Genomic DNA, 18,140 nt, shown 5'->3' with positions numbered 1-18,140 from the left:
CTTCGCAGTCGGAATGACACTCGACGCATCTGAGGAGACGAAAATTGACCATTGAGGATCATCCGACGGTAAAGGCCTTTCGGTCGCGCAGCCTGGCCCGGACCGACGCGGCGCCGCTGTCGGCGGAGCTCGTCAAGAGGATCGCGATAAGCTGTGGAGCGGACGATGTCGGGCTGGTCGAGATTGGCCGTCCGGCAATCAGTCCCCAAGTCGACTACATCCGAAAGGTCTATGGCCGCACGAAGTCCTTGATGGCGATCGCATGTCATATGAATCGCGAGCCGGTACGCTCTCCCACTCGCTCGGTGGCTAATGAGGAATTTCATGGAACCTATGACCATGTGAACGAGACTTCGCGCGCAATTGTCCGCGCCCTGGCGGAGCACGGCATCGCGGCCTGCAATTCGGTTGCCGCATTTCCCATGGAGATGGACCAGGCACGCATCATGATGGTGCAGCACAAGCCGGTCGCCGTCGAGGCCGGGCTGGGTCGCATGGGGATTCATCGCAACATCATCCACCCGAAATTTGGCAGCTTCATCCTGCTTGGAACGATCTTGCTGGCGGACGAGATCGATGCCTATGACCAGCCGATCGACTATAATCCTTGCTTGGAATGCCGACTATGTGTCGGAGCTTGCCCCGTCGGCGCGATAAAGCACGATGGGTACTTCGATTTTCAGACCTGCTTCACGCACAACTACCACGATTTTCTCGGAAACTTTACCAAATGGGTCGAAGAGGTTGCGGACTCGCGTGACGCGAAGGACTACAGGTCCCGCGTGAGCCCTTCCGAGACTCAGAGCATTTGGCAATCTCTCTCATTCAAGCCCGGGTACAAGGCTGCATATTGCGTATCGGTCTGCCCGGCTGGCGAGGATGTAATCGGACCATATCTTGATGACCGGGTGTCCTATGTGAATGATGTGGTCAAACCTCTGCTCGAGAAAGAAGAGACGCTGTTCGTGATTCCTGGATCGGACGCCGAGGAGAGTGCGCCACGACGGTTCCCGAATAAGACGATCCGGCATGTGCGCGCAGGACGTCCGATCGGAAGCGTTCAGGCGTACCTCTTTACACTGAGGCTCGGCTTCCAGCGTGGAAAGGCAAAGAAGCTCGATCTGGTCACTCATTGGACCTTTACGGGAAAAACTCCGTTCCAAGGGACAGTGCGCATCAACGACAAGATTCTGGATGTAACGCCCGGAACCCATGCCGGCGACGCCCGGCTTTCGATCACGGCCGATAGCGAGGCATGGCTCCGAGTGCTTAGCCGCGATCTCGAGCTTGCGGAGGCGATCGAGTCGCGGCTCATCGTTCCAAGCGATGCAGATCTGTTCGCCGCCTATATGCGCTGCTTTCCATTCTAGGGCTTTCAGGTCCGGAGTTTTGAGCGAGGCAAAGCCGCTATGCCTGCAAGACACGGGTCGGGTTCAGATCCTTCACTTCGCGGTGCTGCAGATGGTTTGGCGTCCCCCTCTCGAAGCGCCACGCCTCCTTTTCAATGACCTTCCTGAATGTGGTGGCCGGCCGGCCGAGCAGCTTCTCGACGTCCTGCGTTACCTCGGCAATATACCGATCACCGCCATTTTGCATGCACAGGTTTTCCAGATGCAACGCAGGATGCTCAGCGATATGAGGCATGAGCTTACGCATACGTTGCCGAAACTCTTCCATCGTCGTCGGCAGGTATTCGATCTTTCGACCGAGCGCCGCCGAGTAATCCTCGGCAAACCCGTACATGTCCTTTCGTTCCGGCCCCGTCAACTCGTAGGACTTCCCAGCGTGGCCGGCTGGGTCAGCTAACACCTCAATACAGACATCAGCGACGTCGGCCGTTGCCACCGGCGCGGTCTTTCCCAGGCCGAATGGCAGACGGATCGTGCCGTCCTCCTTGATGGTCATAGCCGGCACCCACAGTGTGATTGGGTTCTCGACGAACATCGCCGCCTGGATATGAACGATCGGCAGGCCTGACCAATCGAGGGCTCGCTCGCCCGCCCAATGCGCCCTTTGCTGGGGCGACCACTGGACGTCCACGCCCAGCACGGCGATGCGCTCCGCGTCCGGCGCCGACATGGTCTCGAGCGTCATGTAACATTGCTCATAGTCCGACATGTTGACGAATATCTCGGTGCCTCCTTCCTTCTTGGCCGCTGCGGCCATTAAGATGGTGGCATCGGCGTAGGACGGGTTCAGGCTCATGCTGAAATAGATGCGCCGCACACCCTTGACGGCCTGCGTGACGTCACGCGGATTTAGGAGATCGCCCACGAACACCTCGGCTCCCATGTCGCGCAAACTCTGCGCCCGCTCGTCATTTTTCCGCACGAACGCACGGACGGGAAGGCCGCGCTGCAGCAGGCCGCGAACAATGGTTCGGCCAACCGAGCCGGTTTGTCCACCGGCGCTCGTCACCAGAATTGGCGCCTTGCTCTTCATACTCGTGTCCTCCCTGATCTCGATCGTTTACTTGGTCTGATTATCTGAAAGCCGGACGAGACAAGCTCAGCGCTCTTGTTGAGGTACGAGCGCGAGCGCATTTGCTGCATGAATGCCAGCCGCAAGTATCGCATCCGACATCGACGAGTCTTCGGCGGCACGAGCAAGCTGGAGAGAGCCGACGAGTACAGCGAAAATTCCGATTGCGGCCTCTTGCGCGGCGCGGCTGGACGTTTTCCGCGGCAATCGCCTCTTTAGCTGCTCGAATATTTCGCGCAATCTAGCTGTGTAGGCCTTTCGGACGGATCGAGGTTGGCGACCGATCTCTGGAAGCAGTGCAGCCGAGGCGCATCCAACGTCCGGCCGATCGCGATGCTCCGCAGACAGGTAAGACCGGATCAGCGTGCTCAGTTCCCCGGGGACAACGTCGGCTTCACTCAGTCGCCGCAACTGCTCGTCCAGCGCCCGCTCAAGCCCTTCCCGAACGAGATCGCTTTTCGAGCCGAAGTGAGAATAGAAGCCGCCATTCGTAAGGCCCGCCTCGGACATAATTCCCGTCATTCCAGTCGCCGCAAAGCCTTGTCGCCGGAATTTCCTTGCGGCGACCTTCAGTATCCGTTCGTGCGAACTATCCTTGTGCCCCTTGGCATACCGCATGCAGGCCCTCCGAACGAACAGCCTATTGTATGATGTAAATCATGTGATATGTATATCTTAATCTAATCTAGGGTTCAACTGCGTCAACGGAGAGCTTCTGTGCGACAGGACGGAAAAGTGGCGATCGTGACCGGGGCTTCGACGGGAATCGGGCTGTCCTCCGCAAGAGCATTGCGCGAGGCGGGATTCCGGGTGTTCGGGACCAGCCGACGAGCTGCCGCGAGCGATCCTGAGATGCTAAGCTGCGATGTGACGGACGACGCCTCGGTGAAAGCGGCCGTCGACAAGGTACTGGCTGCGACCGGCAGGATCGATGTTCTGGTGAACAACGCAGGCTTCGGCTTGCTGGGCGGGGCCGAAGAATCCTCGGCCGATCAGGCCAAGGCCTTGTTCGACGTGAACGTCTTCGGAGTGATGCGCATGACAAATGCGGTCCTCCCGACCATGCGAGATCGAAAAGCCGGACGGATCATCAACATTAGTTCTGTCCTGGGATTGATACCTGCGCCGTTTTCCGCCCTCTATTCTTCTACGAAGCATGCCATCGAGGGTTACTCCGAATCTCTCGACCACGAAGTGCGGATCTTTGGCGTTCGCGTTTGCCTGCTTGAGCCGGCCTATACCCGCACCTCGTTTGAGCAGAACATGGTGCTTCCGGACCGGAACCTGAAGGAATATGTGTCGGCGCGAACCCGAGCCAGCGCGCTGCTACGCGATGTGATGAATACAGCCGAGAGTCCCGAGGTTGTTGCCGAGAAGGTGATTTTGGCCGCGACAACGCCATCACCTCGTCGGCGATACACCTGCGGAAAGGTTGCGCGCCAGGTGAGCATCCTTCGTCGTTTTGTGCCTGAAGGAATGTTCGACAAAAGCCTTCGCAAGCAGATGGGGCTGCCGGGGTGATCCCGTCGAAACAGTCGATCGCGAGCGATTTCCACGATCGCCGCGACAGGATGTTTGAACCTCCCGATCAACAACTTCGCGCGAACGCCTTGCAACCGTATTCCGGAGGCTAAATGCCGTCGCTGTTTGACCCCGTAACTATTGGCGATCTGCATCTGCCGAACCGGGTCATCATGGCCCCGCTGACCAGGCTACGCGCAGGCCAGAGCCGGATCCCCAATGCGATCATGGCGGAGTATTACGCGCAGAGGGCTTCGGCGGGTCTGATCATCACAGAAGGTGTTCCTGTTTCGCCTCAGGCAGTGGGCTATGCCGGCGTTCCCGGCATTTGGTCGGCAGACCACGTCGAGGGCTGGAAAGCCGTTACACGCGCGGTGAAGGCACGTGGGGGGCGGATTTTCATGCAGATCTGGCACGTCGGCCGGATCTCCGATCCAATATTCCTGGATGGTCAGGCGCCGGTCGGCCCCAGCCCCATCGCCGCGAAAGGCAACGTCAGCCTTGTCCGTCCGGAACGGGCTTTCAGCGCGCCGCGCCCGCTTACGACAGAAGAAGTCTTGGAGGTTGTCGAAGCATTTCGCAATGCTGCCAAGTTTGCCCAGATAGCTGGCTTCGATGGCGTGGAGCTCCACGGCGCGAATGGGTATTTGCTGGACCAATTCCTCCAAGATAGCTCCAACCAAAGGACGGATCGGTACGGAGGCTCAATCGAAAGCCGCGCCAGGCTCTTGCTCGAGGCCACAGATGCTGCAGTGTCGGTATGGGGACCCGACCGGGTGGGAATGCATCTTGCGCCTCGGGCTGACGTGCATTCCATGGGCGACTCCGACCGTGCCTCGACGTTCGGATACGTGGCAGCTGAACTCGGACGGCGCGGCATCGCCTTCATCTGCGCTCGCGAGCGCTTGGGACCCGACAGCTTGGGACCGTCTCTCAAGGCCGCCTTCGGCGGAAAGTATATTGCAAATGAAGGTTTCACTGCGGAAACCGCCCAGGCGGTCCTCGATGCGGGTTGGGCCGATGCGGTTGCCTTCGGAAAGGCATTCATTGCCAATCCGGATCTGCCTAAGCGCTTGGCGCTCGGCGCGCCGCTCAATCAGCCCCGCCCCGAAACTTTCTACGGTCCGGATGCCCACGGTTATACCGACTATCCTACACTGCCGAAATCTCCGGAGAACGTGGGGCGCGAAGATCCGGCGAAAACATAGGAGCGGGCCTCACCGAGCACCTCGGTGTGGAACAGAGGCGCCATCACGATCATTTTTTTGAACTAAGCTCCTGGCCGCGCGATCGGACCGTCGAGCACCAAGTTCACCAATGATCTCTCGACCGGCCCCAAGAATATGGTCAGAAGCTGCTTTGCTGTTGACAGCACGGGCGAGCAGAATTGAACCTACCATGGTCGAGATGATGCCTGTGGCGATCTGGCGTGCCTCTTGAGAAGAAGCGCCGGAATTTAGCTCAGCTAGGACGTCGACCATTTGATCCAGCTTACGCTCAAAGCTCCGGCGTGCCCGCGCTTCTGATCGCCCGATGTCGGCGGCGAGCGCCGGAAGCGCGCAACCGTGCGTGGGATCGTCACGGTGGCGAGGACTGAGGTAATCGGCAACGATCGCATCAACGCACGTCGGGACAGCGCTCCCATTCGTCAGCCGTTTCCAGCGCTCGATAGTCTGATCCATTGCAAAGCCGGTTGCTTCAGCAACGAGAGCCGCACGGGACGCGAAATAGTTATAGAAGCCGCCATGTGTCAGACCAACGAGCTGCATAAAATCGACAACGCTGAGCGCTTCGGCACCTTTCTTGCGCAGACCGTAGGAGGCATTCTCGACGATCCGGTTGCGGGTCTGACGCTTATGATCTCTCACGTAACGCATCGTGCTTCATCCGATTTGCAGAAGATCTGTTGGGCGGCTCATCAGACGCCAAACGCCCCATGGCCGGCCGCTCCGATTCCAGCCGACATCTAAGCATCGGCGACGGCGTTTCAGTCCTGGATTTTGCGCCATGCCTCCCCGCAACATTTCATTGCAAGATGAGCCAAGTTATATGATTATCGTCATACAAACAACACCGCTTGTCGGGGAGATTTCATCATGTCCGCAGTCACCGATCCCGTTGTCATTCTTTCGGCCGTACGCACGCCTTTGGGACGTTTCATGGGTGAGTTGTCGCCGCTCTCGGCACATAAGCTCGGCTCTCACGCGATCGCGGCAGCGCTGGAGCGTGCCAAGCTCGCGCCGGAGCGGATCGACGAGGTCTTTATGGGTAACGTGCTGCCGGCCGGCCAGGGTCAGGCGCCGGCCCGCCAGGCTGCGCGCGGCGCCCGGCTGCCTGATGCGACCGGGGCCACCACGATCAACAAGGTTTGCGGCTCCGGCATGAAGGCGACCATGCTCGGTCACGACATCATCAATGCGGGCTCTGCCGCCATCGTGCTGTCCGGTGGCATGGAGAGCATGAGCAACGCGCCATATCTGCTGGCAAAGGCGCGCGCCGGCTATCGGGCCGGCCACGACCGGATCATCGACCACATGTTGATGGACGGCCTGGAAGATGCCTATGAGACCGGCCGTTCGATGGGGGACTTCGGCGAGGCCACGGCCGAAGCCTATCAGTTCACCCGCAAGGACCAAGACGCCTATGCGATGGAGACGCTGATCCGAGCACGCAAGGCCGTGGAAAGCGGCGCGTTCAAGGCCGAAATCGCACCGATCACTCTGGCCGAAAAAGCAGGGCCGCGCGTCATCGCCAATGACGAGCATCCGCTGAAGGTAGACCCTGCCAAGATCCCAGGCTTGAAGGCGGCGTTCCGCGCCAACGGCACCATCACGCCTGCCGCCTCCTCGGCGAACGCGGACGGAGCCGCCGCCCTGATCCTGGCGAAGCGCTCGCTCGTCGATCGCGAGGGACTGCCGGCGCTGGCGGAAATCAGGGGCCACGCCACCCATAGCCAAGAACCGCAATGGTTCACCACCGCGCCGATCCCGGCGATCCGCAAGCTCCTGGACAAGGTCGGCTGGAGCGTCGGCGACGTCGACCTGTTTGAAATCAACGAAGCCTTTGCGGTGGTGGCGATGGCCGCGCAGAAGGACCTCGGCATTCCCCGCGAAAAGCTCAACGTCCATGGTGGCGCCTGCGCGCTCGGCCACCCGATCGGCGCCACCGGCGCGCGATTGATCGTGACGCTGCTGCATGCGCTGGAAGCGCAGAACCTCAAACGCGGCGTCGCCGCACTCTGCATCGGCGGCGGTGAAGCCACTGCAATCGCCGTCCAGCGCATCGTTCGCTAGTCGAGGCCAGCTCGCAAAAAGAACTTGGCAAGCGGCCCACATGGTGTCGCTTGCCGATTTTCTATCGGGAAGCTCACCCCCGGTCCACCTTCTGCAATCCGAATCATCGCTGGTCGAACTTGGCGAGCCGCCACCGAACAAGGTCGTCAGCCCCTGGTCCGGCCAACGGCCGGACATCCCTCATGCGCACCAATTCTCCCGACTTGTCATCGACAAGAGCGAGCTTAACCGGACGTCCGCTGTTCTTGTTGATGAATTTGAGCGGCGGACCCGCATCCCCCGTAATCGCCCACTTGTCCCCGACCTGGGCAAGCGCCTGGATCACCAGGATAATGTCCCTGCCCTTTCGGGTCAGAAGGTATTCGTAGCGTTCAGGGCCGGTCTGATACCGACGCCGCTCGAGCAGTTCATTTTCTTCGAGATGCTTGAGCCGATCGGACAGGGTGGCATGTGTGACGCCGGTCGACTTCCTCAACTCGTCATATCTGCTCAATCCCAGTGACAGATCGCGCAGGATGAGCATGGCCCAGCGGTCACCGACAGCGTTCAATACGCCGGCGATCGAGCACGCCATTCCTTCAAAGCCCTTCGAGCGCATCATCCCTCCTAACAACACTTCTCAGCAGAATAATCATGCTCGGGACGCCATCCAAGCGCCAAGCCGCGAACATCGACAAGAAATGTCTTGCATTTTTGTCACTCTTATTATTAGAGTGACTATTGGATAACAAAAACCGCGCGCCGATCCCAGGAGGATAAATGCCCGACCCTCACAGCCGGCACTTGGTGACATTCGAGATAAACGGATCGCGCAAGACGGTTTTCGTTGAAGCGCGAAAGTTGCTGGTCCATCTGATCCGGGAGGATCTTGGCCTCACCGGCACCCATGTCGGCTGCGACACCTCCCAATGCGGTGCCTGCACCGTCGAAATCGATGGACTGGCGGTCAAATCCTGCACGGTACTGGCCGTGACGGCGGACGGCGCGTCGATCACCACGGTCGAGGGATTGACCGATCCCGGTGGCGAACTCAGCGCCGTTCAGGCCGCCTTTCACGAACATCACGCGCTGCAATGCGGCTTCTGTACGCCGGGCATGGTGATGAGCGTACGGCAGCTCCTGAGGGATCATCCCAATCCCGGCGAGCACGACATCCGCCATGGACTTGCCGGCAATATCTGCCGCTGCACCGGCTATCACAACATTGTCCGCGCCGTTGAAAGCCTCGCAGCGAAGGAGCAGCAGCCTTGAACGACACGCCTGCGATCCGCCATATCGGTCGGCCCTTAAAGCGGCGCGAAGATTTCAAGCTGCTCGCTGGCAAGGGCCGCTACGTCGATGACGTCAGGCTGCCGGGCATGCTGCACATGGCGGTACTGCGATCGCCGCACGCCCACGCCGAGATTAGAAGCGTCGATCTCTCTGCAGCAAAAGCCGCACCAGGGGTTCGCTTGGTCCTTTCCGGGATGGCGCTCGCCGGCAAGATTGGCCCGATTGTTCCGAACTGGGTTCTTCCGGGCAGCAAGGTGCCGTTCCGCCCTGTAGTCGCGACCGACCGCGTCCGCTTTGTCGGCGAATGCGTAGCGCTGGTAGTGGCGGAAACGTTGGCCGAAGCCTACGACGCCGTCGGGCTGATCGACGTCGGTTACGAAGTGCTGCCTGCCGTGATCGACGAAGAGACCGCAATCCGGCAGGACGTGCCGCAACTTCATGACAACGTTCCCGGCAACATCACTACGATCTACAAGGTGCGTGGCGGCGACTACCAGAAGGCCGCCCACGAGGCCGATCAGGTCATCGGACTGCGCGTCGTCAACAACCGCCTGATCCCGACCTGCATGGAAACGCGCGCGATCGTTGCCACGCCGGAGCCAGACGGGACGCTGACGGTCTATATTGGCAGCCAAGTTCCGCACATGCACCGGCGCTGGATCGCCGAGACGGTTCGTATTCCCGAGCATCAGTTGCGGGTGATCGCGCCTGATATCGGAGGTGGGTTTGGCGCCAAAATGCACCTCTACCCCGAAGACTTGCTCTGCCCCTATCTCGCACGCGAGCTCGGCGTGCCAGTCAAATGGTGGGAAAGCCGCTCCGAAAGCCATCAATCGACCAGCCACGGTCGCGCGCACACGGAAAATATCGAGATCGCGTTCAAAAACGACGGCAAGATCCTGGGCCTGAAAGTCGAGACCCTTGGTAATGTCGGCGCCTATCTGTCGAACATGGCGAGCGGCGGTCCCACCGTGAACACCGTCAACTTCGGTACCGGAACCTATAAGATCGATAACTACGAGGCGATATCCCGAGTCGTTGTCACCAATACGGTGCCGGTGGATGCCTATCGCGGCTATGGACGGCCAGAGGGCGCCTATATCGCCGAGCGGGCGATCGATGCGGTCGCGCGTCACCTTCATCTCGACCAGGTCGAGGTGCGGCGGAAGAATTTCGTTCAAGCAGCGGAATTTCCGTATCGACCGTATGGCAGCACGGGCGTGATGTACGACAGCGGTAATTATCAGGGACTGCTGGACAAGGCGCTTGCCGCCTTCGACTACGAAGGGCGCCGAAAGGAATGTGATGCCTTGCGGGCCAGCGGTGTCTATCGCGGCGTCGGCATCGCCGCTTATACGCATATGTGTGGCATGGCGCCGTCGCGGCGGCTGGCGCTCAGCGGATTTGATCGCGGCGGCTGGGAAAGTGCGCGGGTCAGCATCGATTCCAGCGGCCGGGCTACGATCTATTCAGGCTCGATGAGCCAGGGTCAGGGCCATATCACGTCGCTGTCGCAGATTGCCGCGGACGTGCTGCAGATTCCCGTTGAGGACATCGACATCGTGCAGGGGGACACGCGGCAAGTGCAGGCCGGCCACGGCACGTTCAATTCCCGCTCGATGGCGGTCGGCGGATCCAGTGTGCATGTGTGCTCGCAGCGCGTCGTGGCCAAAGCAAAGAAGATCGCGGCGAGCATGCTGGAAGTGGATGAGAAGGACGTTTCCTATTCCGCCGGTGCGTTCAGCGTGCCTGGCACGGATATCGCGCCGTTAACGTTCTCGAAGGTGGCCCGCATGGCTTATGTCGGCCACAAGCTGCCGGATGGCGTTACACCGGGCCTGGACGAAACGGAGTTTTACGACCCAACCGGTATGGGCTCGCCGTCAGGCGTCCACCTCACCTACGTCGAGGTCGATCCTGAGACTGGCATCGTCGACATTCTCGACTATGTCGCGGTTGACGACGTCGGCACCCTGATCAATCCACGTCTCGCGGCGGGCCAGATTCATGGTGGCGTCGTGCAGGGCATCGCGCAGGCGCTCTATGAAGAGGTCAGCTACGATCCAGACAATGGACAACTCCTGACCGGCTCACTGCTCGACTATGCCGTTCCGCGCGCCGAGCACGTGCCGAACATCCGCTCGCAGTTCCAGGAGACGCCCTCGCCGACCAATCCGATTGGCGTCAAGGGCATCGGCGAGAGTGGCTCGATCGCGGCGCCCCCCTGCATGGTCCACGCCGTACTCGATGCGTTGTCACCGTTCGGTATCAAACATCTCGATATGCCGCTGACGCCGCCGCGAATCTGGAAGGCGGTACAAGAGGCGCGCTCGGGAGAACTCCAATGATCCCGGCAGCCTTCAACTATGTCCGCGCGGCTTCGCTCGCCCAGGCCATCGATCTGCTGCGGGAAGATCCCGACGGAACGAAGCTCCTGGCCGGTGGCCATACCTTGCTTCCGGCCCTGAAGCTGCGGCTGGCGTCGCCCGAACTTCTGATCGATATCGGAGGCATCACCGAGCTCAAGGGCATCGAGATCGGCAAAGCCGGAGTCAGGATCGGCGCGCTGACGCGGCATGCCGACCTGCTTGCATCAGAGACGCTGTTCGAGGAATTGCCCATCTTTCGCCAGGCGGCGAGTCTGATAGCCGATCCCCAGGTGCGTAACCGTGGCACGATCGGCGGCTCGCTTGCGAATGCCGATCCGGCAGCTGACTGGCCGGCGGTCGTCGTCGCGCTGAAGGCAGAGATCGAGATCGCCGGCGCGAACGGCCACAGACGGGTCGCGGCGCAGGATTTCTTTGTCGATATCTTTTCTACTGTGCTGGAACCGGACGAGGTTCTCACCAGCATTCATATCCCGCGGCCGACAGCCGGCATGCGCTTCATATACCGAAAGATCCGGCATCCCGCGAGCGGCTTTGCTGTCGTGGGCATTGCGGTCGGCGTGCGCATGCGAGACGGCGTGGTGGCCGAGGTCTCCCTCGGCGTGACAGGCGCGGCGAACCACGCTTTCGCCGGCCAGGCCGCTGCCGATTTCCTGACCGGAAAGACGTTGTCGCGGGAGAATATCGACCAGGCGGCCACATTGCTGAGCGAGACCACCGAATGCCTCTCGGATCGCTACGCTTCAGCGGAGTATCGGGCGAATCTGATCCGGACCGAGACCAGACGCGCGCTACTTGCGCTTTCCTTGTGAGACGGAATCCGTGATGCGCCGAGTCGTCGTTACGGGATTGGGATTGGTATCGCCGGTGGGTTGCGGCAGCGAGCTGGCGTGGTCACGGCTGCTCGCGGCCCGTTCGGGGCTTGCCGCCCTTCCCGAGTGGGCGGCGGCCCTGCCGGCGCGGGTCGCAGGAATGGTGCCGACAAGGGCCAAAGATCAAGAGGGCGGATTCGATCCGGATCTGACCGTCGCGCCTAAGGATCAGCGAAGGATGGATCGCTTCATCCTGTTCGCGCTTGCCGCCGCGGCCGAGGCCATTGCCCAGGCGGAATGGACTCCGTCCGATGCGCATTCGCTCGAGCGCACGGCAACAGTGATCGCTTCCGGCATCGGAGGCTTTCCGGCGATCGTGGAAGCGGTCCGCACCACAGACCAGCGCGGGGTCCGGCGTCTCTCGCCTTTCACCGTGCCGTCCTTTCTCGCAAATCTCGCGGCTGGCCACATCTCGATCCGCTACGGCTTCAAGGGTCCCATCGGCGCGCCGGTCACCGCCTGCGCCGCGAGCGTGCAGGCAATCGGCGATGCCGCACGCCTGATCCGATCTGGAGAAGCCGACGCCGCGGTTTGCGGCGGTTCGGAAGCCTGCATCGATCTCGTGAGCCTGGGCGGGTTCGCCGCTGCGCGTGCGCTTTCGACCGGCTTCAATGAAACGCCCGCCCGCGCTTCCCGTCCCTTCGACCGTGATCGCGACGGCTTTGTCATGGGCGAAGGCGCGGGCGTCCTGGTCATAGAAGAGCTGGAGCATGCGATCCGCCGCGGCGCAAAGCCGATTGCGGAAATCGTCGGCTACGGAACGACGGCAGATGCGTACCACATCACGTCAGGGCCCGAGGACGGCGACGGTGCGCGCCGCGCCATGGAAGGCGCATTGCGGCAGGCCGGCCTCAAACCCGGTGACGTCCAGCACCTCAACGCGCATTCCACGTCAACGCCAGTTGGCGATGTTTCCGAACTGGAGGCGATCAAGGCGGTCTTCGGCCGCGAGGGGCAGATTGCCGTGAGTGCCACCAAATCCGCAACTGGCCATCTGCTCGGAGCGGCCGGCGGAGCGGAAGCAATCTTCACGATTCTGGCACTGCGCGATCAGGTCGCGCCACCTACTCTCAATCTCGAAACTTGCGATGCCGCCGCGGCAGGTGTCGACCTTGTCGCCGGTCAGGCCCGGCCCATGACGATGGAGCATGCGATCTCCAACGGTTTCGGCTTTGGAGGCGTCAACGCGAGCATCATCTTTCGGCGCTGGCAGTAGCGGGGTTCAGCTCCGGTAAAAGCGGAGCGGGCCACGGCTGCTGCGTTCTCCCGGCCGCCTTAGCCACATCTTGGCAAGCCGCTACTTCCGCTTTCGTCTTTGGGCGCTTGCCCTCACACCAGCCGAGGCTTCCGCAGAAGCCGTGCCACCAAATCGCTTGCGATTGAAGGGAACGGCGCCCGAGCCCGGCACGACTTCGACGTCCTCGAGCCGCAGAGGCTTGCCGCTGGACGTCCGCAGTACGGGAAATTCAATCGGGCGCCCAGCGACACGATCGCGGAAGACGACCTGCGGTCCCTCAGGCTCTGCGAGCCAATCATCGCCCCACTTCTTGAGAGCCAGGTAGGCCGGAAAGAAAGCGCGCCCCTTCTCGGTCAGCACGTACTCGTATCGTCCGGAATGTTCGGGCAGCGGCACGCGCGTCATCACACCAGCATCGACGAACTTCTTCAAGCGATTGCTCAAGATATTGGGAGCAATGCCAATGTAGTGTTCGAACTCATCGAACCGCTTCACGCCATAATAGGCTTCACGGAGAATCAGGATGGACCAGCGGTCGCCGACCACCTCCATGGCGCGGGCCATGGAGCATTCCTTATTGGCAAGACGGCTCTGCTTCGCACCGGACATCGTTTTCCTAAGCTTCGAATTCCGCTCATACCATATTGAGCCGAATCCCAGTATGTCCAGTGCCAGCTAGGGGGTTGCAAACCTTCGCAGCCGAATGGTTCTCTCGTATCTCAGGCCGCACGGCCCGACTCGGCCGGCGGCTTGACGCCAATCTCGGGCTCCAGAGCGCGGGGATGCGTGACCAGCACACCCGCTTCGCTCAAGCGTCTCAGTTCCTCCTGGCTCACGCCCAGTTCGCTGAACACCTCGAAATTGTGCTCTCCCTGGAACGCAGGTGCTCCGATCGGCTTCAACTCCTCCGCCGAGAACCGCCACGGCCGACCCGGCAGTCGATATTCGCCGCCGCTGCGGTCCGGCACGTGCTGCACTGCGCCCCAATAATCGCTCCATTCCGACGCGCTTAGTTCCTTGATCGAGCGGATCTCGCCCATCGCGATCTTGGCTTCGTCGAATTGGGCATCGAGCGTCGCCATGTCGGGGAAGGTCAAGATCCACGACTGGATGATCTGGTGCAGCACACCGAAATTCAAGCGACGCGCGGCCGCGCTCGCAAAGCGCGGGTCGTCCATCAAATCCACGCGACGCATCGCGCGCAGCCAGGATGGGAAGGTCCGGCTGCCGATAATGCTCGTCGCAACCGTGAAATGCTCTCCATTAGGTCCGGTAAAGAATGAGCAGTCCGTCGCGCCGAGCACGGCGGGCTCGGCTCCAATATCATCGTCGGAAAGATCGACATGTGCACGTTCGTTGACCGCGAGCAGTGTCGCAGCCATCGCGACATCGATATATTGGCCCTGACCTGTCCTTTGGCGGCTATTCAGCGCGCCAAGAATCGCGATGGTGGCCTGCAGGCCGGCGTAGACGTCCGCGTGCGAGAGGCTGTCCGTGCGCGGTTCAGTCAACGCCTCTCCATAGTGACGAATGCTGTTTTCGGTGAAGCCGGCCTCGGCCTGCACGGTCGGCGCATAGGCCATCCGGCTGCGCCAGGGTCCGCCCTGGCCATAGCCGGTGATCGAGGCATATACCAATCGCGGATTGCGCTTGGACAGGGTTTCATAATCAAGGCCGAAGAAGCCAAGCGTGCCCGCGCGGAAGTTTTCCACGACGACATCGGCGGTATCGCAGAGCTTCAGTGCGAGTTCATAAGCACCGGGAACATTGAGATTGATGCTGACGTTGCGTTTACCGGCGTTCTGCTGCGCGTAATAGCCCGACATCCCGTCGGTTGAGGGAAACGCGAAGCGTGAGACGTCCGGGCTTGGCGGCTCCACCTTGATGACCTCGGCACCGAGATCCTGCAAGGTTCGCGCGCATAAGGGGCCTGCCAACACACGGGAGAAGTCGACGACACGGATTCCGTTGAGAGGACCGCCCATGTCAGCGCCCCGCGAACTTGGCGAGACCCGGGCCGTTCTTGCGGAATGACGCAAGACCGGTTTTCAGATCTTCCGATGCCCAGATCGGCGCCTGCACTCTTGCCATCGCTTCGTCTGCCGCCACCACACCGTCGTTGACCGCAATATGCACAAGCTCCTTGGTCGCCGCGTGCGCTACCGTCGGCCCCTGCGCGAACTCCTCCGCGATAGACATCGTCGCCTTTTCCAAGGATTCCTCGGGCACGGTAAGATTAATCAGGCCCCACTTCTCCAATGTCGGCGCATCGTAGCGCCGTGCCAGCATCGACATCTCTTTGGCTCGCTGTGCCCCGATCCGCTGAACTTGCCGCTGGATTCCGCCAAGTAGCGGATGCAACCCAAGCGTCGCCTCGACCGAGCCGATCTTTGCTGACGAAGCCGCGATGACATAGTCGCATGACAGCGCGAGCTCGAGCCCGCCGCCGAGGCAAACGCCATGAACGCTGGCGATCAACGGAATCGGCAATAATTCCATGAAGCGGAGGAACTCGACGCCGCTCAGCAGCCGATTTTCACCGCTCTGATCAGATGTGCCCGCCGCTACGCGCTTGTCAAAGATGTCCAGGTCGGCGCCGGCAGAAAAGTGGCGCAATCCGCTTCTGATCACGATGGCACGGCTACCCGCCTTTCGCGATGCTTCCACCTGCTCCACGATAGCGTTGATGAGCTTCGGGCCGAGCAGATTGTACGGCCGGTAAACCATCGTCAAAACGGAGATATTGCCACGCTCCTCGCGCGCAACCATCGCTTCCTCGGACAAAGTTGCCTCCTGTTTTCCGGCCCCGCACCTGCAGATGCACACTCCGGCCCTTGCAGGCACAATACATGATGACTTGCGTTTTGCAAGTCGTCATCGATATCAACCAGTCCGGCGTTCCACGCGGTTCTTCAGGATGCCGATCTTCTCGACTTCGAGCTCAATGCTCTCTCCATGCTCGAGGTACCAGCCGAGTTCGAGGCCGCAGCCATTGCCAACCGTGCCGGACTCGATGAACTCGCCGGGCATCAACGTCTCATCCAGGGTGACGTGTGCAATGATTTCCTCGAACGAGAAAAGCACGCCTTCGCTGGTACCTTGAGAACGAAGTTCTCAGTTCACGCGAGCTTCCATCCTGAGTTTGTAGGAGTCGTCAATTTCGTCATGCGTGACGATCCAGGGTCCCCAACACATTGCCCCCATCAAAGCTTTTACCCTTGGCCGGCCCGAGCCGGCCTGCCATCTCTATGAGCTGGGCATCTCGCGCGGAAAAACCATTGAAAATCGTGTAGCCAAATATGTGATCGCGCGCCTTCGCAGCCGTGTTCGCGCCTTTACGCTTAGTGACGAATCCGAACGCCAGTTCGTAGTCCATCACCTTCCTGCACCGTGAAGCGGAGCATAGGCCACGGATTGCAATTCGCACGTCATGACGCTGAGAAATTTCAGGTGGCCACGGGCCCGCCTCCCATGAATGACGCACCGGCCTGACGGCGATCACCACCTTTCCTGGGAGGTACGGACATCAACTTCAAACGACCATGCTCGCGGTGATTGCCGGTAGAGGAACGCAAATGCGTCGACTATGCCCTCGATACTGACCAGGCTGTTCTCCCGCTGGGCTGCGTCGGGTATGCGCTTGAAGATCTTGTCACCGGCGATGGCTCCGTCGACAACGACGTGCCCTACATGGATCCCTTCGCTGGCATATTCCTTTGCCATGGCCTGCGCGAGAATCCGCAGGCCAGCTTTCGCCGAATTGAACGCGCCATACCCCGATTTTCCGCGCAGCGAAGCACTGGCGCCGGTAAACAAAAGCGTGCCGGCCTTGTTCGGCAGCATGCGGCGAACGGCCTCGCGGCCAAACAGGAACCCACCGAAGCAGACGACACGCCAGCTTTGCTCGAAGTACCCCGCTTCCATCTCCAGAATACGCCCGGGTGTGTTGTTGCCCGCATTATAGATCGCCAGATCGAGTTCATCGCCGGCTCTGTCGAACATTGCTACTACATCGGCTTCGTTCGTCGCATCCGCCACTATCGGGAGAGCCTGTCCGCCCGATGAGGTAATGTCATTTGCGATCGTCTCGAGCGCGAGTTTCGTACGGCCGGCGACTATCACCCTCAAACCTTCAGCGGCGAATCTCTTGCACAACTGGGCCCCCAGTCCCCGCTCTGGGCCCACTCCGATGACAATTGCTGTCTTCATGGAATGCCTCGAAAATCAGGCGCGCGCTTCTCGATGAACGCCTTTACGGCTTCAGCATGCTGTGCAGTCTCCGCCGCCATGACCATGTTTTTGGCTTCATGGTCCAGCGATGTCACAAAATCTGTCGACAGCGCCAGATCGAGATTGTCTTTGATCGCTGCATACGCATGGGCCGGACCATTCGCGAGTGTTCTTGCGATGACAAACGCTTCGCTTAGCAGATCTGCATCGGGTACTACACGGTTGACAAGGCCCAACGCCTCGCAGCGGCGGGCATCGATCCGTTCTGACAACTACATCAGCTCTCTCGCGCGCGCCGTCCCGGCCAACCGGGTCAGCAGCCAGGAAATTCCGTAGTCTCCGGTCAATGCAATCTTGGCATAACCAGTAGTCATTAAGGCAGATTCGGAGGCAATCCGGATATCGCAAGCAAGCGCGATGGCAAGGCCGGCGCCGGCGGCCGGCCCCGGAAGCGCCGCGATCGTTGGCTTGCGGAGAGAGACAAGCGCCCCGGTCAGCGTCCGCTGCCCTTCCATCAGGCGTACGACCTTGTCTCCATAGGCCATGGGCCTCGTGGACGACTTTGTGCCCATACCCTTGACATCGCCGCCGGAGCAAAAAGCGGTGCCGGCGCCGGTGATCAGCAGAGCGCCGACATCAGGATCGCTGCCAGTTTGCCTGATCATCCGGCGCAGCGCCGGCGTCAAATGGTCCGATAGTGAATTCCGCGCTTCGGGCCGGTTCAGCGTGATAATGGCAACGCGATCTCGGACCGAACAGAGTAGTTCGTTCGTTCCAGTGTCGATCGAAATTGATCCATCGGTCATGATACGCAGCCTCCCGGCCCAGGACCATCAGCAATCCGCCA

16 protein-coding genes and 2 pseudogenes are annotated in these 18,140 nt (G+C 60.7%); 8 read left to right on the top strand and 10 right to left on the bottom strand.

What is annotated here, in order from left to right:
* Nucleotides 1–44: 44 nt before the first annotated feature.
* Nucleotides 45–1,370, top strand: a complete 1,326-nt coding sequence (locus ACQR1E_RS30460; RefSeq protein ID WP_434841357.1) for a 4Fe-4S binding protein — start codon at nucleotides 45–47, stop codon at nucleotides 1,368–1,370.
* Between the two features lie 37 nt (nucleotides 1,371–1,407).
* Here ACQR1E_RS30460 and ACQR1E_RS30455 read toward each other — a convergent pair whose 3' ends face one another.
* Both ACQR1E_RS30455 and ACQR1E_RS30450 read right to left on the bottom strand, forming a co-directional pair.
* The gene (locus tag ACQR1E_RS30455) at nucleotides 1,408–2,442 is read right to left on the bottom strand and encodes an NAD(P)H-binding protein (protein WP_316169269.1); all 1,035 of its coding nucleotides are present in this window, start codon (nucleotides 2,440–2,442) and stop codon (nucleotides 1,408–1,410) included.
* A 66-nt stretch (nucleotides 2,443–2,508) separates the two neighbouring features.
* Entirely contained in the window at nucleotides 2,509–3,099 is a 591-nt protein-coding gene (locus tag ACQR1E_RS30450; RefSeq protein WP_316172574.1) for a TetR/AcrR family transcriptional regulator, read from the bottom strand.
* 117 nt (nucleotides 3,100–3,216) lie between these two features.
* Between ACQR1E_RS30450 and ACQR1E_RS30445 the strand changes: the two genes are divergently transcribed.
* Entirely contained in the window at nucleotides 3,217–4,002 is a 786-nt protein-coding gene (locus ACQR1E_RS30445; RefSeq protein ID WP_315714218.1) for an oxidoreductase, read from the top strand.
* Nucleotides 4,003–4,115: 113 nt separating this feature from the next.
* Entirely contained in the window at nucleotides 4,116–5,210 is a 1,095-nt protein-coding gene (locus ACQR1E_RS30440) for an alkene reductase (RefSeq protein WP_434842763.1), read from the top strand.
* Between the two features lie 9 nt (nucleotides 5,211–5,219).
* On the opposite strand, the gene ACQR1E_RS30435 is transcribed toward ACQR1E_RS30440, so the two are convergent.
* Complete coding sequence (locus tag ACQR1E_RS30435) at nucleotides 5,220–5,879, bottom strand: TetR/AcrR family transcriptional regulator (RefSeq protein WP_434897940.1); 660 nt, start codon at nucleotides 5,877–5,879, stop codon at nucleotides 5,220–5,222.
* A gap of 219 nt (nucleotides 5,880–6,098) precedes the next feature.
* Here ACQR1E_RS30435 and ACQR1E_RS30430 point away from each other — a divergent pair, with 219 nt between their 5' ends.
* Nucleotides 6,099–7,295 (top strand): acetyl-CoA C-acyltransferase, encoded by a 1,197-nt coding sequence (locus ACQR1E_RS30430; RefSeq protein ID WP_315714215.1) that lies wholly within the window; start codon nucleotides 6,099–6,101, stop codon nucleotides 7,293–7,295.
* 103 nt (nucleotides 7,296–7,398) lie between these two features.
* Here ACQR1E_RS30430 and ACQR1E_RS30425 read toward each other — a convergent pair whose 3' ends face one another.
* Nucleotides 7,399–7,893 (bottom strand): winged helix-turn-helix transcriptional regulator, encoded by a 495-nt coding sequence (locus tag ACQR1E_RS30425; protein ID WP_315714214.1) that lies wholly within the window; start codon nucleotides 7,891–7,893, stop codon nucleotides 7,399–7,401.
* A 161-nt stretch (nucleotides 7,894–8,054) separates the two neighbouring features.
* Between ACQR1E_RS30425 and ACQR1E_RS30420 the strand changes: the two genes are divergently transcribed.
* The 4 genes from ACQR1E_RS30420 to fabF are packed head-to-tail and all read left to right on the top strand — an operon-like array spanning nucleotide 8,055 to nucleotide 13,042.
* Entirely contained in the window at nucleotides 8,055–8,546 is a 492-nt protein-coding gene (locus tag ACQR1E_RS30420) for a (2Fe-2S)-binding protein (RefSeq protein ID WP_315714213.1), read from the top strand.
* Nucleotides 8,543–10,915, top strand: coding sequence for a xanthine dehydrogenase family protein molybdopterin-binding subunit (locus ACQR1E_RS30415; RefSeq protein ID WP_316225915.1), 2,373 nt, complete (start codon nucleotides 8,543–8,545; stop codon nucleotides 10,913–10,915). The genes ACQR1E_RS30420 and ACQR1E_RS30415 overlap by 4 nt, the downstream gene beginning before the upstream one ends.
* Nucleotides 10,912–11,766 (top strand): FAD binding domain-containing protein, encoded by an 855-nt coding sequence (locus ACQR1E_RS30410; RefSeq protein ID WP_316225914.1) that lies wholly within the window; start codon nucleotides 10,912–10,914, stop codon nucleotides 11,764–11,766. The genes ACQR1E_RS30415 and ACQR1E_RS30410 overlap by 4 nt, the downstream gene beginning before the upstream one ends.
* Before the next feature lie 13 nt (nucleotides 11,767–11,779).
* A complete protein-coding gene (fabF, locus tag ACQR1E_RS30405) occupies nucleotides 11,780–13,042 on the top strand; it encodes a beta-ketoacyl-ACP synthase II (RefSeq protein ID WP_315714210.1) in 1,263 nt (420 codons plus the stop codon).
* A gap of 81 nt (nucleotides 13,043–13,123) precedes the next feature.
* Here fabF and ACQR1E_RS30400 read toward each other — a convergent pair whose 3' ends face one another.
* The 6 genes and pseudogenes from ACQR1E_RS30400 to ACQR1E_RS30375 form a co-directional block, all read right to left on the bottom strand.
* Nucleotides 13,124–13,672: a winged helix-turn-helix transcriptional regulator gene (locus ACQR1E_RS30400; protein ID WP_315768661.1), complete on the bottom strand. Its 549-nt coding sequence runs from the start codon at nucleotides 13,670–13,672 to the stop codon at nucleotides 13,124–13,126.
* A 110-nt stretch (nucleotides 13,673–13,782) separates the two neighbouring features.
* Entirely contained in the window at nucleotides 13,783–15,048 is a 1,266-nt protein-coding gene (locus tag ACQR1E_RS30395; protein WP_315750119.1) for a CaiB/BaiF CoA transferase family protein, read from the bottom strand.
* A 1-nt stretch (nucleotide 15,049) separates the two neighbouring features.
* Complete coding sequence (locus ACQR1E_RS30390) at nucleotides 15,050–15,847, bottom strand: enoyl-CoA hydratase/isomerase family protein (RefSeq protein ID WP_316169281.1); 798 nt, start codon at nucleotides 15,845–15,847, stop codon at nucleotides 15,050–15,052.
* A gap of 99 nt (nucleotides 15,848–15,946) precedes the next feature.
* Nucleotides 15,947–16,448: pseudogene (locus tag ACQR1E_RS30385) on the bottom strand (fumarylacetoacetate hydrolase family protein); the annotation flags it as partial.
* Nucleotides 16,449–16,561: 113 nt separating this feature from the next.
* Entirely contained in the window at nucleotides 16,562–17,272 is a 711-nt protein-coding gene (locus tag ACQR1E_RS30380) for an SDR family NAD(P)-dependent oxidoreductase (RefSeq protein WP_434897939.1), read from the bottom strand.
* A pseudogene (locus ACQR1E_RS30375) lies at nucleotides 17,269–18,099 on the bottom strand (enoyl-CoA hydratase-related protein). The gene ACQR1E_RS30380 and the pseudogene ACQR1E_RS30375 overlap by 4 nt, the downstream one beginning before the upstream one ends.
* Between the last annotated feature and the right edge of the window lie 41 nt (nucleotides 18,100–18,140).

This window comes from Bradyrhizobium sp. HKCCYLRH1030 (genome assembly GCF_051168395.1).
GTDB lineage: Bacteria > Pseudomonadota > Alphaproteobacteria > Rhizobiales > Xanthobacteraceae > Bradyrhizobium.
This window is presented reverse-complemented; position numbering and strand designations above follow the sequence as displayed.

What these genes read in the sequence shown, in the direction of transcription:
- fabF (WP_315714210.1), top strand. Translation starts at nt 11,780, where the DNA reads ATGCGCCGAGTCGTCGTTACGGGATTGGGATTGGTATCGCCGGTGGGT.
- ACQR1E_RS30435 (WP_434897940.1), bottom strand. Translation starts at nt 5,879, where the DNA reads ATGCGTTACGTGAGAGATCATAAGCGTCAGACCCGCAACCGGATCGTC.
- ACQR1E_RS30450 (WP_316172574.1), bottom strand. Translation starts at nt 3,099, where the DNA reads ATGCGGTATGCCAAGGGGCACAAGGATAGTTCGCACGAACGGATACTG.
- ACQR1E_RS30425 (WP_315714214.1), bottom strand. Translation starts at nt 7,893, where the DNA reads ATGCGCTCGAAGGGCTTTGAAGGAATGGCGTGCTCGATCGCCGGCGTA.
- ACQR1E_RS30400 (WP_315768661.1), bottom strand. Translation starts at nt 13,672, where the DNA reads ATGTCCGGTGCGAAGCAGAGCCGTCTTGCCAATAAGGAATGCTCCATG.
- ACQR1E_RS30430 (WP_315714215.1), top strand. Translation starts at nt 6,099, where the DNA reads ATGTCCGCAGTCACCGATCCCGTTGTCATTCTTTCGGCCGTACGCACG.
- ACQR1E_RS30410 (WP_316225914.1), top strand. Translation starts at nt 10,912, where the DNA reads ATGATCCCGGCAGCCTTCAACTATGTCCGCGCGGCTTCGCTCGCCCAG.
- ACQR1E_RS30440 (WP_434842763.1), top strand. Translation starts at nt 4,116, where the DNA reads ATGCCGTCGCTGTTTGACCCCGTAACTATTGGCGATCTGCATCTGCCG.
- ACQR1E_RS30380 (WP_434897939.1), bottom strand. Translation starts at nt 17,272, where the DNA reads ATGAAGACAGCAATTGTCATCGGAGTGGGCCCAGAGCGGGGACTGGGG.
- ACQR1E_RS30395 (WP_315750119.1), bottom strand. Translation starts at nt 15,048, where the DNA reads ATGGGCGGTCCTCTCAACGGAATCCGTGTCGTCGACTTCTCCCGTGTG.
- ACQR1E_RS30455 (WP_316169269.1), bottom strand. Translation starts at nt 2,442, where the DNA reads ATGAAGAGCAAGGCGCCAATTCTGGTGACGAGCGCCGGTGGACAAACC.
- ACQR1E_RS30420 (WP_315714213.1), top strand. Translation starts at nt 8,055, where the DNA reads ATGCCCGACCCTCACAGCCGGCACTTGGTGACATTCGAGATAAACGGA.